The 13636-nt window shown below is 55.4% G+C and carries 12 protein-coding genes; 5 read left to right on the top strand and 7 right to left on the bottom strand.

Annotated elements, in window-relative coordinates; genetic code table 11:
* Window positions 1-81 precede the first annotated feature (81 nt).
* On the top strand, window positions 82-900 hold the full coding sequence (gene yidA, locus EHO01S_RS04415; RefSeq protein ID WP_024522827.1) for a sugar-phosphatase: 819 nt from the start codon (window positions 82-84) through the stop codon (window positions 898-900).
* Window positions 901-977: 77 nt separating this feature from the next.
* The gene (locus tag EHO01S_RS04410; RefSeq protein WP_024522826.1) at window positions 978-2276 is read left to right on the top strand and encodes a YidR family protein; all 1299 of its coding nucleotides are present in this window, start codon (window positions 978-980) and stop codon (window positions 2274-2276) included.
* A gap of 6 nt (window positions 2277-2282) precedes the next feature.
* Here EHO01S_RS04410 and EHO01S_RS04405 read toward each other — a convergent pair whose 3' ends face one another.
* Entirely contained in the window at window positions 2283-2615 is a 333-nt protein-coding gene (locus EHO01S_RS04405; RefSeq protein WP_071990990.1) for a YceK/YidQ family lipoprotein, read from the bottom strand.
* A gap of 285 nt (window positions 2616-2900) precedes the next feature.
* Here EHO01S_RS04405 and ibpA point away from each other — a divergent pair, with 285 nt between their 5' ends.
* From ibpA to EHO01S_RS04390, 3 genes are all read left to right on the top strand, one after another.
* Window positions 2901-3314: a small heat shock chaperone IbpA gene (ibpA, locus tag EHO01S_RS04400; protein ID WP_024522824.1), complete on the top strand. Its 414-nt coding sequence runs from the start codon at window positions 2901-2903 to the stop codon at window positions 3312-3314.
* Window positions 3315-3423: 109 nt separating this feature from the next.
* Entirely contained in the window at window positions 3424-3888 is a 465-nt protein-coding gene (ibpB, locus tag EHO01S_RS04395; protein WP_024522823.1) for a small heat shock chaperone IbpB, read from the top strand.
* A 194-nt stretch (window positions 3889-4082) separates the two neighbouring features.
* Window positions 4083-5345 (top strand): valine--pyruvate transaminase, encoded by a 1263-nt coding sequence (locus tag EHO01S_RS04390; RefSeq protein WP_024522822.1) that lies wholly within the window; start codon window positions 4083-4085, stop codon window positions 5343-5345.
* Window positions 5346-5360: 15 nt separating this feature from the next.
* Here EHO01S_RS04390 and EHO01S_RS04385 read toward each other — a convergent pair whose 3' ends face one another.
* The 6 genes from EHO01S_RS04385 to glyQ all read right to left on the bottom strand — a co-directional run bounded on the left by EHO01S_RS04385 (window position 5361) and on the right by glyQ (window position 13442).
* On the bottom strand, window positions 5361-5900 hold the full coding sequence (locus EHO01S_RS04385) for an MltR family transcriptional regulator (protein ID WP_035370215.1): 540 nt from the start codon (window positions 5898-5900) through the stop codon (window positions 5361-5363).
* A gap of 67 nt (window positions 5901-5967) precedes the next feature.
* A complete protein-coding gene (locus EHO01S_RS04380; RefSeq protein ID WP_024522820.1) occupies window positions 5968-7125 on the bottom strand; it encodes a mannitol-1-phosphate 5-dehydrogenase in 1158 nt (385 codons plus the stop codon).
* Between the two features lie 86 nt (window positions 7126-7211).
* Window positions 7212-9182, bottom strand: coding sequence for a PTS mannitol transporter subunit IICBA (locus EHO01S_RS04375; protein ID WP_024522819.1), 1971 nt, complete (start codon window positions 9180-9182; stop codon window positions 7212-7214).
* A 418-nt stretch (window positions 9183-9600) separates the two neighbouring features.
* A complete protein-coding gene (locus EHO01S_RS04370; RefSeq protein WP_024522818.1) occupies window positions 9601-10320 on the bottom strand; it encodes a DUF3053 domain-containing protein in 720 nt (239 codons plus the stop codon).
* A 134-nt stretch (window positions 10321-10454) separates the two neighbouring features.
* Entirely contained in the window at window positions 10455-12524 is a 2070-nt protein-coding gene (glyS, locus tag EHO01S_RS04365) for a glycine--tRNA ligase subunit beta (protein ID WP_024522817.1), read from the bottom strand.
* A 9-nt stretch (window positions 12525-12533) separates the two neighbouring features.
* Window positions 12534-13442, bottom strand: coding sequence for a glycine--tRNA ligase subunit alpha (gene glyQ, locus EHO01S_RS04360; protein ID WP_024522816.1), 909 nt, complete (start codon window positions 13440-13442; stop codon window positions 12534-12536).
* Window positions 13443-13636: the final 194 nt, after the last annotated feature.

The raw sequence follows: 13636 nt of genomic DNA, 5'->3' as shown, positions 1-13636 counted from the left end.
CGTTGAATCGGTAGGCAAGGGGACGGGAACGTCCCCTTTTGTTGTGCAGTCGCCAGCGTGCATCGAATAAGGGAGTTAATCATGCCAATAAAACTGATCGCCATCGATCTCGATGGCACCTTGTTGAACGACGCGCGGGAAATTACCCCTGCGGTCAAGGCGGCGATTGCTGCCGCACGGCGTCAAGGCGTGCGTGTGGTATTAGCCACCGGGCGCCCGCTGGTCGGGGTACAGCGTTATTTGCAAGAACTGGGGCTGGATAGCACCGGAGAGTATTGCCTGTGCAACAATGGCGGCCTGGTCGTCCATGCTGATAGTGGCGCGACACTTTTTGAGACCTCGCTGGATTACGACGACTACCGTTACCTTGAGGCGTTGGCACGCGAGGTGGGCAGTCATTTTCACGCCCTGGACGCTGGACGCCTGTTTACAGCTAATCGTGATATTAGCAAGTATACGGTGCATGAGGCCTTTATTACTGGCATCCCGCTGCATTTTTGCCCGGCTGAGTCGATGGATCCGACGCTGCGTTTCCCTAAAATGATGATGATCGATCATCCTGACGTGTTGGAGGCGGCAATCGCCCGCATTCCTCCTCAGGTCTTCCAGCGCTATACCTTGTTACGTAGCAGTCCCTTCTTTTTGGAAATTCTGCATCGCGATGTGGATAAGGGGAAAGGGATCGCTCGTCTGGCGCAGCATTTGGGTATTGAGCGCCAGGCAGTGATGTGCATCGGTGATCACGGCAACGACTTGGCGATGATCGAGTATGCCGGTCTGGGAGTCGCGATGGGGAATGCTGAACCCGCTATTCTGGCGGCAGCGCAGTATGTGACGGCCAGTAACCGTGAAGATGGGGTAGCGCAGGCGATTCGGCACTGGGTGCTTAATATCGCCTAATACGGCGAGATAAAACCGTCGTCTCGCCGCGGCACCTGGTTTATGCTGGAGGAAAACAGGCCGTCAAGAGGCTCCTTATGCGTCATCCATCAGAGTTACAACTAACCCACGGTGCCCGCGGACATCAGTTGACTAATACGGGGGTCTGGACCCCAGATAGCCGCTGGATCGCTTACGACGTGCGTCCGCACGCGGCTTCATTTAGTGGCGCGACTATCGAGCGGGTCAGGGTGCCGGATGGACGGTGCGAGGTGCTCTACCGCGCCAGTGACGGCGCTTGCGTTGGTGTGGTCACGGTAGCGCCGACGTCGCCGGAACGCTACGTCTTCATTCATGGCCCGGAGCATCCCGATGCACAGTGGCAATATGACTTTCATCATCGGCGTGGCGTTATCGTCAGCGCCGAGCATCCCGGCCAAGCAGAGACCTTGGACGCACTGGTGATCACGCCGCCGTATCTGCCTGGTGCTTTGCGCGGCGGCTCTCATGTACATGTCTTCAGTCCAGATGGTTCACGTCTGAGTTTCACCTATAACGACCATGTGATGCATGAGCACTGCCCTGAGCGTGAGCAACGCAACATTGGGGTGGCGTTACCGATGGGGCCCGTACCGGTGGACAAACAACACCCGCGCGAGTACGGCGGTAGCCATTTCTGTGTACTGGTCAGTGAGACAACGCCCACTCCGCGCCCCGCTAGCGATGATATCACGCGCGCTTACGAGGAGAGTTGGGTCGGTGAGCTGGGATACTTAAAGAATGACGGTCAGCGTCAACGTTGGGCGTTGGCGTTTATCGGCGATACGTTGGCGCAGGACGGTCGCCGAGTCGCGGAGTTATTTATTGTTGATCTGCCGGCAGAGCTGGCGGCTTACCGGCATGCGGGTGACCAACCGCTACAGGGTACCACCTGTTCGCTTCCCGCGCCGCCAGCCGGTATCCGCCAGCGGCGTTTGACCTTTACCCATGGGCGGCGTCACCCTGGTCTGGTGACGACACCACGTCATTGGGTACGTAGTGCGCCGGATGGCAATGCCATCGCTTTCCTGATGCGGGATGAACAGGGGGTGGTGCAGTTATGGCTGATCTCGCCCAATGGCGGTGAGGCACGCCAGATCACGCGCGGTGAGCACGATATCCAGTCTGCCTTCAACTGGCACCCGGATGGGCGCTCGATCTTGATGGTGATGGATAACAGTGTGGTGCGTTGCGATGTGGCGAGTGGGGCGGTGACGCGGGTAACGGCGCGCAGTGCTCAGCCACCCTGCGCCGAGGCGGTGGTGCCATCACCTGACGGCCACTGGGTCGCCTACATGCGAGAGATTGAGGGATGGCCGCAAATTTTTATTGCTCGCCTGTCGGTGAACGATGACTGATAACGTTCAGTCTAGCGGCGCTGTTTGTGCGGCGCTGGCCTGTTCGGCACGTAGTACGCGTGCCCGCGGCGAATCTTGGGTTGGATCATCGTCGGCGCGATAGTAGTCATAAGGAAGTAGTAGGGTGTCGGCGACGGCCGACAGAGGGAGATCTAGCGCCAGTAATGGACGCATGGCCCAACCGCTCTCCTCACTTTGGATCATCTGGATATCGTTCTTGGTCCCTGCATAATAGCCCTGATTCGGGCCGACACGCGTCATGACGCTGGAGCATCCACCGCTGAGTAACAGGAGGCTCCCGGTCAACAGGAGCGTGATTTGGCGCACGCCGAAGGGCATAGTCATGATCTCATCCTGGGCTGGTTTTCATCCGCCAACATGCCTAGCTGGGGGATGGGTACCGTTTAGCATATACCGGAATGTCTAGGTCGTGCTTGCTTTTGATGAAATTTTTATCAATTTGTGCGGCGGTATAAATTTTTTCCTTTTTCTCTTGAAAAAGGAAATGGCGGCACCATCTTATAATCAGACCGATGATGAATATGCCGATTGGGTATTCATTATATCAATCTGTCCATTAGGAAGATTATTTTACCCTCGCTGAATGAGTTAGGAGGCATGTGTATGCGTAATTTTGATTTGGCGCCGTTGTACCGTTCCGCCATTGGTTTTGATCGTTTATTTAACCTGATCGAATCCGGACAGAATAATAGTAATGGAGGGTATCCTCCGTATAACGTTGAGCGAGTGGATGACAACCGTTATCGTATCGCGATCGCCGTTGCTGGCTTTGCCGAACAGGATCTTGAGATTACCGCCCACGCCAACACGTTAATAGTAAAAGGGGCGCGTCCTACGAGTGAGAAACCGCGTAGCTATCTGTATCAAGGTATTGCCGAGCGTAATTTTGAACGTAAATTCCAACTGGCCGAGCATATTCAGATAAAAGGCGCACGGCTGGAGAATGGTCTATTATTTATTGATCTTGAGCGCGTTGTCCCTGAATCTCAGCAGGCGCGAAAAATTGCGATTAAATAAGTAATAGCAACTAACAAATCTATTCTTGCCTGCCTTTGGGGGCAATACAGGTGGAGATTATTCCGCCTGGGATTATTAACATCTCGCTTCTTAGAAGGAGTATCGAAATATGCGTAATTATGATCTTTCACCGTTAATGCGTCAGTGGATCGGCTTTGACAAGCTGGCGAATGCCATGCAGACCTCATTAGAGCCGCAGGGTTTTCCTCCCTATAACATTGAAAAGAGTGATGATAACCATTATCGCATCTCTCTGGCCCTGGCGGGATTTCGTCAGAGTGAGCTGGATATTGAGGTGGAAGGCCCACGCTTGACGGTGCGTGGCAACCCGGCACAGCCAGAAAAGCCGGTAGAGTACCTGCATCAAGGTTTAGTCTGTAAAGCATTCGAATTGAGCTTTACGTTGGCTGAGCATTTGACTGTCGAGGGTGCAGCCTTCGAAAACGGTCTACTGAATATCGATCTGGTGCGTCATGTGCCGGAGGCATTACAACCGCAGCGTATCGTCATCGGTGCGCCGTCGGAGCCTGCCGCTTTGACGTGCCGGGATGACGAGAATACCCATCAGCAATAATAAGATCTGCCATACCCGCCTCCGGGTAGCAACCCTCTCGATTTGGCGTAGCGTTAGCTGCGCCTTTTTTTATGCTGCTATTTCTAAATTTACTAGAATAATCAAAAAACAAGCATCTGATACCGACTTGTCGCGCCGCGTAGCTGAGGGTAAGGTAAGGCCTGACTCTCCTCCAATCCTCTATGTGGTTTGCTATGACGTTTTCTACTTTTGGCGACAAGTTTACCCGCTATTCGGCGATTACTCGCCTGATGGACGATCTCAATGACGGTCTGCGGACACCAGGGGCCATAATGCTGGGCGGCGGTAATCCGGCGCGTATCGATCAACTGGAGGCTTATTTCACCGCGCTCTGCCAAGAATTATTACATGAGGGGGTTCTGGGGGAGGCGCTGTGCAATTACGATGGCCCGCAAGGTAAAAATGATCTGCTGGAGGCGCTGGCGAGCCTGCTCGCCGAGCAGTATGACTGGCCGATCAGCGCACAAAATATTGCACTGACTAATGGCAGTCAGAGCGCATTTTTCTATCTGTTTAACCTGTTTGCCGGGCGGAGTAACGATGGCACCCGCCGTCGGGTGTTGTTCCCATTGGCTCCCGAGTATATCGGTTACGCCGATGCGGGTTTGGATGACGAGATGTTCGTGGCGATCAAGCCGCGTATCACCCTGCTAGCGCAGGGGCAGTTTAAGTATCATATCGACTTTGAGCAGCTGCATATTGGCGACGATATCGGGTTGATCTGTGTTTCACGACCGACGAATCCGACAGGGAATGTGTTGACAGATGAAGAGCTGACACGACTGGACAGCCTGGCACGGGCGCATGGTGTCCCGCTGTTGATCGACAACGCCTATGGTTTACCCTTCCCTGGGATTATCTTCAGTGAGGCGACACCGCAGTGGAATCCCAATACCATTCTGTGCATGAGTCTGTCGAAGCTAGGGCTACCGGGTGTGCGTTGCGGTATTGTAGTCGCGGATGCACCAACCATTCAGGCGTTGAGCAACATGAACGGAATTATCAGTCTCTCACCAGGAAGCGTCGGGCCGGCCTTGGCGTTACGGATGATCGAACGCGGCGACCTATTGCGTCTAAGCCGTGAGGTGATCCGCCCTTTCTATCAGCAGCGTGTGGAACAGACGTTAGCGATCATTCGCCGTTATTTGACGCCGGCGCGTTGCCTGATCCATCGGCCTGAAGGGGCGATTTTTCTTTGGTTGTGGTTCCCCGATCTGCCGATCGACAGCGAGACGCTGTATCGTCGCCTAAAACGTCGTGGCGTGTTGATGGTCCCCGGCGATTATTTTTTCCCCGGTCTGGCGCAGGAGTGGCCGCATACGCGGCAATGTATGCGGATGAATTACGTGCCGGAGCCTGCGGTGATCGAGCAGGGGGTACGGATCTTGGCCGAGGAGGTCGAGCGCGCTCACTGCGAAGTGGCGCTACGTGAATGAGAGATGGCATTACCGTTAAAAGGCCTTCTTATGCGCAAGGCTGGCCAGCATTTCGGTGATGCTTAACACCAGTGTTGAACGTACCATTTGCTGGTAACGCTGCTGTTGCATATCGACTAAGCGGGAGTCAACCACATCCTCAGGAAGATGCAATGTGGGGGCGGGGGGTAAGTGGCGCATGCCGTGCAGCATGCTGAGTGGGCCAAGCACTTCATCATCGGTAAAGCGATAAGTCTGGCTATCCAACGCCAGTTGGTTATGTAACGCTAGCAGTAGTTCGATATCCTCATACTCGGTGCGGCTGATGGCGCCCAAGGCATAGATCAGCTTTAAACGCATCGGTAGTGCCGCTAATGGGCCATCGCCTTCTAGCAGCGGTTCGACAGCATATTTCACCGCATAATCATCCTTACGGAACGCCTGCAACACCAAACGGTCGATAGCCTCGGCCAGCAGCGGTATCGCCGCTTGTAGCAGACCCTTTACCGTCTGTCTGGTATTGAGTCGTTCCAGAATACGGTTCTCAAAAGCCTGGGTTTCTTCCATTGTTGCCATAGTTTGGTTTCATGCGCCGGACGTCTGCCCGACGCATGCCTATCATCAGAAGTCGGTATTGGGTAAATTATGCCTTATGTCGCAGGGTTCGATATAGCTTTGCTACCGCTGAGGTGACTTGCGGATAATCTTCCAACTGAGCGAATTGGTTTAACGCCGCCTCCACGCCGAGGCGCGTGATCTGTTGTGCCATCTCTTGTGCCTGGGGATCGTGTGCGTTACGGTAACATAAGGCGGCAGCAATCCCGATCAGCAGGTGACGATGCGGCAAGGCATATTCTAGCGTTCCGCGTAACGGCTTGATTAAGCGATCCATCGCCCCCAACTTACGCAAAGGCTGGCGCCCGACGCGCTCGACCTCGTCCCGCAGATAAGGATTCTCGAAGCGGGAAAGGATTTTTTCTATGTAGGCGTGGTGTTGCTGAGGGTCAAAGCCATAGCGTCGGATCAGTACAGCGCCACTCTCCGCCATGGCCGCTTTGACGTTGCTGCGGATCGCAGGGTCAAGTATCGCCTCACGGATAGTACGATAACCCGCCAAGCAGCCTAGATAGGCAGTAATGGCGTGGCCAGTATTGAGGGTGAAGAGCTTACGCTCGACATAGGCTATCAGATTGGCCGTCGCCTCCATGCCAGCGATAACCGGTGGCTCTCCTTTGAATTGCGTGCTATCGACGATCCATTCGCTGAAGGTTTCCACCGTGACGTCCAAGGGATCGTCGTTGGCGGCGTCGCTGGGCGGCACGATGCGATCCACGGCGGAGTCGACGAAGCCGATCTGCTGGTTTACCCAGGCGTGCAGCGCCGCCGGTAGGATGGCCATGACGTGCTGTTTTAACTGGCTGGTGCCGCGAACCATATTCTCACAGGCGATGATATTGAGTGGCTGCGTATTGCCGATGCGATGACGCTCAAGTAATCCTTGCGCCAAAGTGGCCGCGAGTCGGTTTAATACTTGTGGGCCGACGGCGGTGGTGATGATATCGGCGTGGGCGATTTGTGCAATTGCATCGGGGCTGGCGCTGTGGATGGCGCTGACATGCCGTACTCGCTCGATACGTTGTTGCTCGCCGACGACATGGACCTCGTAGCTTTGCTGATGGGCCAACTGATCGATCAGTGGCTGGTTGACGTCGGCGAAGGTCAGCTCGGCATTGGCATCCGCCAACAGTTTTCCGATAAAACCACGCCCAATATTCCCTGCGCCAAAATGAATTGCTTTCATGTTAAACCTCACCTTAATAGGAAGTGATCCGGTGCGTCCTAGGACGCTCCGTCTATCGCTGTCGTCAACGTCTGCGTCGCGGCGAATTACGCCGCTCGCTCACCGCGTAGTAGCTGAAGAATTTCACGTACACTGGTGCTATGGATGAGACGAGCAATGATGTCCTCATCGTCCAAGGCGTTGGTCAGGTGAGTAATAACCTGGATATGTTCATTGTTACGGGCGGCGATACCAATCACCAGATGGGCAATGTCAGCAGGATCGTCACCGAACCGGACACCCTGTGGGTACTGGCAAATGACGACACCGGTACGCAGGACGCGATCTTTGGCGGCTACGGTGCCGTGCGGCACGGCGATGGATTCGCCAAGGTAAGTGGAGGTTAGCGCCTCGCGCGCGAGCATCGCTTCAATATAATCAGGCTCGGCATAGCCTCGCGCCACCAGTTGGGTTCCAGCGAAGCGGATGGCTTGCTCTTTATCATCGGCATGTAGGCCGAGGAAGATGTCGTGCTCCTGTAGTGTAAATAGCTGTTCGTCGCCGAGGTCATAATGATCATCATTCGCGGCGACAACCGGTTGATTAATCAGGCGACTATCGTTGGCCGCTTGCGGTAAATGAGCGGCGAGCAGGCGTGTGGTTAGGTCGTTGTACAGTCCACTATCGAGGAAGTTGCTCAGCGACAGATGAATAGCGTGTGGAGCTTGGCGTAGGGCGCGTTCAGTTAAGTCCCGGTGGGTGATCACCAGATCCACATCGTTGGGTAGGGCGTTAATGGCGAGGTTACGGACCTGGATCTGGCTTAATCCGGCATCGGCGATCTTTTTGCGCAGTACGCCAGCGCCCATAGCGCTCGATCCCATGCCAGCGTCACACGCTACGATGATGTTATGTACCTGACTCAGGTCGTGTGCTAGGTCGAGATGCGCACGGGAAGGTTGTGGTGCCGCCTGTCGACCTGATTCACCTTTTGCCTGTTGTTTCATCCCCTGAATGCGCCGAGTTGCGTCGGCCAGACCGTCGTTATCTTGCTGACCGGCAGGTGCCCGCTTCAGCATCAGGCTGGCGACGACAAAGGTGACGAGGCAGGAGCTGAGTACGGCAAGGCTGACGCCGATCAGTGACGACTTTGGTGTCATCAACAGGATGGCGAAGATAGAGCCGGGTGAGGCGGGAGAGACCAATCCGGCGTGGAACAGTGTCAGGGTGAAGATACCGGTCATGCCGCCGAGGATCACCGCCAGGATGAGACGGGGATTCATCAATACATACGGGAAGTAGATTTCGTGAATTCCTCCGAAGAAATGGATGACGGCCGCACCGGGAGCAGACTGCTTAGCGCTGCCTTTACCGAAGAACATATAAGCCAGCAATACGCCCAGACCTGGCCCAGGGTTTGCCTCGATCAGGAAGAAGATCGACTTACCGGTCTCGGTGGCTTGTTGGATACCGAGTGGGGAGAATATGCCGTGGTTGATCGCGTTATTGAGGAATAAAATTTTCGCTGGTTCGACGAAGATCGCCGTCAATGGCAACAAGTTATTCTGAACCAGTAAGTTGACACCGCTAGCTAATAGAGTAGAGAGCACGGCGACCAATGGTCCGATAGCCAGGAAGGCCAGCATGGCTAGCAGCATACCGAGGATACCGGCGGAGAAGTTGTTGGCCAGCATTTCGAAGCCGCTCTTGACTCGGCCATCGAGCCAATGATCGACGCGCTTGATAGCCCAACCACCCAGCGGACCGGCCATCATGGCCCCCATAAACATTGGCATATCGGCGCCGATGATCACCCCCATTGTAGTGATGGCGCCGACGACGCCACCGCGTTCGCCGCCGATTAGACGCCCGCCGGTATAGCCGATCAGCAGCGGCAATAAATAGGTGATCATGGGAGCGACCAACTTGGCCAGCGTTTCATTGGGTAGCCAACCTGTCGGAATAAAGAGAGCGGTAATCAGACCCCAGGCAATAAAGGCGCCAATGTTGGGCATAACCATATTGCTGAGGAAGCGGCCAAAATTTTGTACCTTGACCTTAATATCTGGTGATAACATAAAACGTCCCTCGGTGGTGCGCGTAACAAGGCAACGCGTCGTGGTTTGTAGGATGGTTTCGCCAAAAACCATCAGTCGTTCTGTATGCAAAATCGACTCTACCACGACCCGTTGTTCACGCGTACCCCGAGGTTTTTTTGTGATTAAAATCACTCTTTCTCCCTGGTTATAGTGGTGTTTATAGTGATTTTTGTCACAAAATTCCCAGGAAAGGCGTAGCATTTTTAGGGGTTTTGATTATTTTCCGTGAACTAAATCACTAATCTTGTTGGTTGTTTTGTTTATAAATTGTGACGAATGTCGCAAGATATTTGCGAGAGAGCGCGACACTGGTCAGTATGTGGCTGGGGAGCGCCGACGAGCGGGGAATAGCGATAAAAACCCGGCCGTAGCCGGGTGATCGATGCTGGAGTGTGACTCAGTTCTGCATCAGTGAGGCATTTTGCTGTTTAGCGGCCATCAGCGCCTGGTATTTGGCGGATAGATCGCGCATCAATTGGTTGTACTGATCGACTTGGGCCTGAGTTTGTAGCTGGATCCCCTGATTATCGAAGCGAGCCTGTGGCCCCAGGTTTTGCAGGAAATCACCGACCTGCACCAGCGTCTGTGCAACCGAAGCGGCTTGTGGGATCATCGGCATGATAGCATTGCTCGGGCCGGTGACCACTTTATTGAAGGCTTTATCGAAGACTGCCTTGACTTCTTCCGGTTGTTTCAGCGTGGCGTAGGCGCTATCCGCCTGCGCCTTGGCGCTCTGGATCTGCTGGCCCAGCATGTTTAACGCCCCCAGTTCTTGCTGTAGGCGATCTCGCTGGGCGAGGTAATCCTGTGGTGCGCGGATCTGTTGTAACGTGGTGAACAGTGGCGTCATGCTGGCATCCATGGCACGGCTAAAGTTTTGGGAAAAAGTAACCAGTACGGCATAGTCGCCGGCATAGTGTCCCAACTGCTGTTTCTGCGTCTCGCTCAACGTAGGGATGGTGACGCTGCTCCGCATCACGGTGTTTTGCAGATAGTCGATGAAGGCTTTTTGCTGCTCTTTATCGCTGTCGCCGCAGCCGCTGAGTTGCGTGACCAGAAAGAGTGCCATTACGGGCATCAGCAGACGCTGCGCCCATGTTTTTACCGCGAATGCCATGTGAGTGACTCCTGTAGCGCGCAAGGGTGGTGCGAAATCTGTTAACCGATCTAGTTTACCCCGTAACACGCGGGATAACAGCCATAAAGTAAAAAACCCGCCTGGTGGCGGGTTAAGTAACGTTGGTACGATGCTTACTGTAGCACAGAGATGTCTGCGACCTGGAGGAACAGATCGCGTAACTTACTCAGTAGTGTCAGGCGATTGATGCGTACCTGCTCATCATCGGCCATCACCATGACCTGTTCGAAGAAATCATCGACTGGCTGACGCAACGTGGCCAGCTCGACCAAGGCCTCTTGGTACTGACCAGCGGCGAACAGCGGAGCCAGTTTCTCTTGCAAGGTGATTAGGTTTGCGGCCAGACGGATTTCCGCGGCCTCTTTCAGCCGGCTAGCCTGTACCTGGTCGGCCAGGATGTCCGTAGACTTCGCCAGAATGTTGGAGACACGCTTATTGGCGGCGGCCAGCGTTGCGGCATCATCCAGCGTACGGAAGTGGCTGACGGCGCGCACGCGGGCATCGAAGTCGGCCGGACGAGTCGGCCGGCGTGCCAGCACCGCCTGAATGGTGTCGACGGCATGCCCCTCTTCTTGATACCAGGCGCGGAAGCGGCCCAGCATAAAGTCGACCACCTCTTCTACCACATTAACGTTGCTCAGTTTATCGCCATACAGACGCACGGCCTCCTGCGTCAGCGTGAGCAGATCCAGCGGCAGTTTCTTTTCGACGATGATACGCAGTACACCCAGTGCAGCACGACGTAGCGCGAACGGATCCTTATCACCTTTCGGGTGTTGACCGATACCGAAGATCCCCGCCAGGGTATCCATCTTGTCGGCAATCGCTACGGCACAGGCCACCAGTGAGGAGGGCAGCGCATCGCCGGCGAAGCGCGGCATATACTGCTCATTCAGGGAGACGGCGACTTCTTCGGCTTCTCCATCGTGACGCGCGTAGTGCATCCCCATGACCCCTTGGGTGTCGGTGAATTCGAACACCATGTTGGTCATCAGGTCGCACTTGGACAGCAAGCCTGCTCGGGTCGCCATATTAACATCGGCGCCGATCTGCTGCGCAATCCAGCCCGCCAGGGTGGCGATACGATCGGTCTTGTCACGCAGGCTACCTAACTGCTGTTGGAACAGCACGTTTTCCAGGCGCGGCAGGTTATCTTCCAGGCGCTGCTTGCGGTCCGTTTTGAAGAAGAACTCGGCGTCGGCCAGACGTGGACGAACGACCTTCTCGTTACCGGCGATGATCTGCTGCGCATCTTTCGAATCGATGTTGGCAACAAAGATGAAGTTCGGCAGCAGTTTGCCCTGCGCGTCGTAAACCGGGAAGTACTTCTGGTCGCCCTTCATGGTATAAACCAACGCCTCCGCCGGTACGGCGAGGAATTTTTCTTCGAACTTAGCGGTCAAGACCACAGGCCACTCGACCAGCGAGGTAACCTCTTCCAACAGGCTGTCGCTCAGATCGGCCTGGCCACCGATACGTGCTGCCGCTGCTTCCGCATCACGTTTAATCTGCGCTTTACGGGCCTCATAGTCGGCGATGACCTTACCGCGTTCCAGCAGGATCTGCGGATACTGATCGGCGTTATCGATGGTGAACTCGGCCTCGCCCATAAAACGATGACCACGGATCACGCGATCGGACTGCACGCCGAGGATGGTAGCCGGAATGCTTTCACTCCCCAGCAGCAACGTCACGGTGTGTACCGGGCGCACGAACTGCGTATCGTTGGCGCCCCAACGCATCAGTTTGGGGATCGGCAGTCGGGACAGCGCATTGGCGACCAGGTTAGGCAGCAACGCTTGCGCACGTTGCCCTTTCTGTAGCGCGCGGTACAGCAGCCATTCGCCCTTGTCGTTGGTCAGGCGTTCCGCCTGATCGACGCTGATGCCGCAGCCACGAGCCCAACCTTCGGCCGCCTTGGTCGGCTTGCCCTCGGTATCAAAGGCTTGGGCGATAGCCGGTCCGCGTTTCTCGATCTCACGATCGGGCTGCGCCGCATCGAGGGTGGCGACTTTCAGTGCCAGGCGGCGCGGTGCGGCGAACCAGGTGATCTCGCCATGTGCTAGGCCAGCGTTATCCAGTTCGCTACGGAAATTATCAGCGAAGGCTTGCGCCAGGGAGCGAAGGGCTTTCGGTGGCAGCTCTTCCGTGCCGATTTCAACCAGGAAAGTCTGTTGCGTCATGGCTGCCTCTTAATCTTTTTTACACATCGGGAAGCCCAGTGCCTCACGGGAGGCATAGTAGGCTTCGGCGACCATTTTGGTCAGGGTGCGGATGCGCAGAATATAGCGTTGGCGCTCGGTAACGGAGATCGCCTTACGCGCATCCAACAGGTTGAAGCTATGGGCAGCCTTCAGGATCCGCTCATAGGCTGGCAGCGGTAGCGGGGTTTCCAGCTCCAGCAACATGCGGGCTTCTTTCTCGTACTGTTCGAAGCAGGCAAACAGGAAATCGACATCCGCGTATTCGAAGTTGTAGGTAGACTGCTCGACTTCGTTCTGATGGAACACGTCACCGTAGGTGGTTTTGCCTAGCGGACCGTCGCTCCATACCAGATCGTATACACTTTCAACGCCCTGGATGTACATGGCCAGGCGCTCCAAGCCGTAGGTGATCTCACCAGTAACCGGCTTACACTCCAGACCGCCTACCTGTTGGAAGTAGGTGAACTGCGTGACTTCCATCCCGTTGAGCCACACTTCCCAGCCTAAGCCCCAGGCGCCCAGGGTCGGGTTTTCCCAGTTATCTTCGACGAAGCGGATATCATGCACGGTAGGATCCAGCCCCAGCGCTTTGAGCGAGCCTAAGTACAGTTCCTGAATGTTGTCCGGGGACGGCTTAATCACTACCTGGAATTGGTAGTAGTGTTGCAGTCGGTTCGGGTTTTCGCCGTAGCGGCCATCGGTCGGACGGCGGGACGGTTGCACATAGGCGGTAGCCATCGGCTCTGGGCCCAGCGCTCGCAGGCAGGTCATCGGGTGAGAGGTGCCGGCGCCGACTTCCATGTCCAGCGGTTGGACGATGGTGCAGCCCTGGCGCGCCCAATAGTCCTGCAGAGTCAGGATCAGCCCCTGAAAGGTCTTGATATCAAACTTTTGCATGTTGGATGTGTTCGCACGCGTTCAAGTGGATTGAAACAGAAAGGATCAGTATACCGCCTGTGCGTAAGATATACAGCAATAGTGCGACAAGGCGCGCTTTTTTACCCCACTGACATCGCTATTGCGGATTTTACGCGCAAAATAGCGTATCTGGGCCATGGGTGACGGTCTGTCAGGGTATGATTGGGGCGTGT

The sequence above is a fragment of the Edwardsiella hoshinae NBRC 105699 = ATCC 33379 genome, from assembly GCF_000474215.1.
Taxonomy (GTDB): Bacteria; Pseudomonadota; Gammaproteobacteria; order Enterobacterales; family Enterobacteriaceae; genus Edwardsiella; species Edwardsiella hoshinae.
This window is presented reverse-complemented; position numbering and strand designations above follow the sequence as displayed.

Excerpts from the sequence above, each read along its gene's own strand:
- yidA (WP_024522827.1), top strand. The coding sequence starts at position 82 with ATGCCAATAAAACTGATCGCCATCGATCTCGATGGCACCTTGTTGAAC.
- EHO01S_RS04410 (WP_024522826.1), top strand. The coding sequence starts at position 978 with ATGCGTCATCCATCAGAGTTACAACTAACCCACGGTGCCCGCGGACAT.
- EHO01S_RS04405 (WP_071990990.1), bottom strand. The coding sequence starts at position 2,615 with ATGCCCTTCGGCGTGCGCCAAATCACGCTCCTGTTGACCGGGAGCCTC.
- ibpA (WP_024522824.1), top strand. The coding sequence starts at position 2,901 with ATGCGTAATTTTGATTTGGCGCCGTTGTACCGTTCCGCCATTGGTTTT.
- ibpB (WP_024522823.1), top strand. The coding sequence starts at position 3,424 with ATGCGTAATTATGATCTTTCACCGTTAATGCGTCAGTGGATCGGCTTT.
- EHO01S_RS04390 (WP_024522822.1), top strand. The coding sequence starts at position 4,083 with ATGACGTTTTCTACTTTTGGCGACAAGTTTACCCGCTATTCGGCGATT.
- EHO01S_RS04385 (WP_035370215.1), bottom strand. The coding sequence starts at position 5,900 with ATGGCAACAATGGAAGAAACCCAGGCTTTTGAGAACCGTATTCTGGAA.
- EHO01S_RS04380 (WP_024522820.1), bottom strand. The coding sequence starts at position 7,125 with ATGAAAGCAATTCATTTTGGCGCAGGGAATATTGGGCGTGGTTTTATC.
- EHO01S_RS04375 (WP_024522819.1), bottom strand. The coding sequence starts at position 9,182 with ATGTTATCACCAGATATTAAGGTCAAGGTACAAAATTTTGGCCGCTTC.
- EHO01S_RS04370 (WP_024522818.1), bottom strand. The coding sequence starts at position 10,320 with ATGGCATTCGCGGTAAAAACATGGGCGCAGCGTCTGCTGATGCCCGTA.
- glyS (WP_024522817.1), bottom strand. The coding sequence starts at position 12,524 with ATGACGCAACAGACTTTCCTGGTTGAAATCGGCACGGAAGAGCTGCCA.
- glyQ (WP_024522816.1), bottom strand. The coding sequence starts at position 13,442 with ATGCAAAAGTTTGATATCAAGACCTTTCAGGGGCTGATCCTGACTCTG.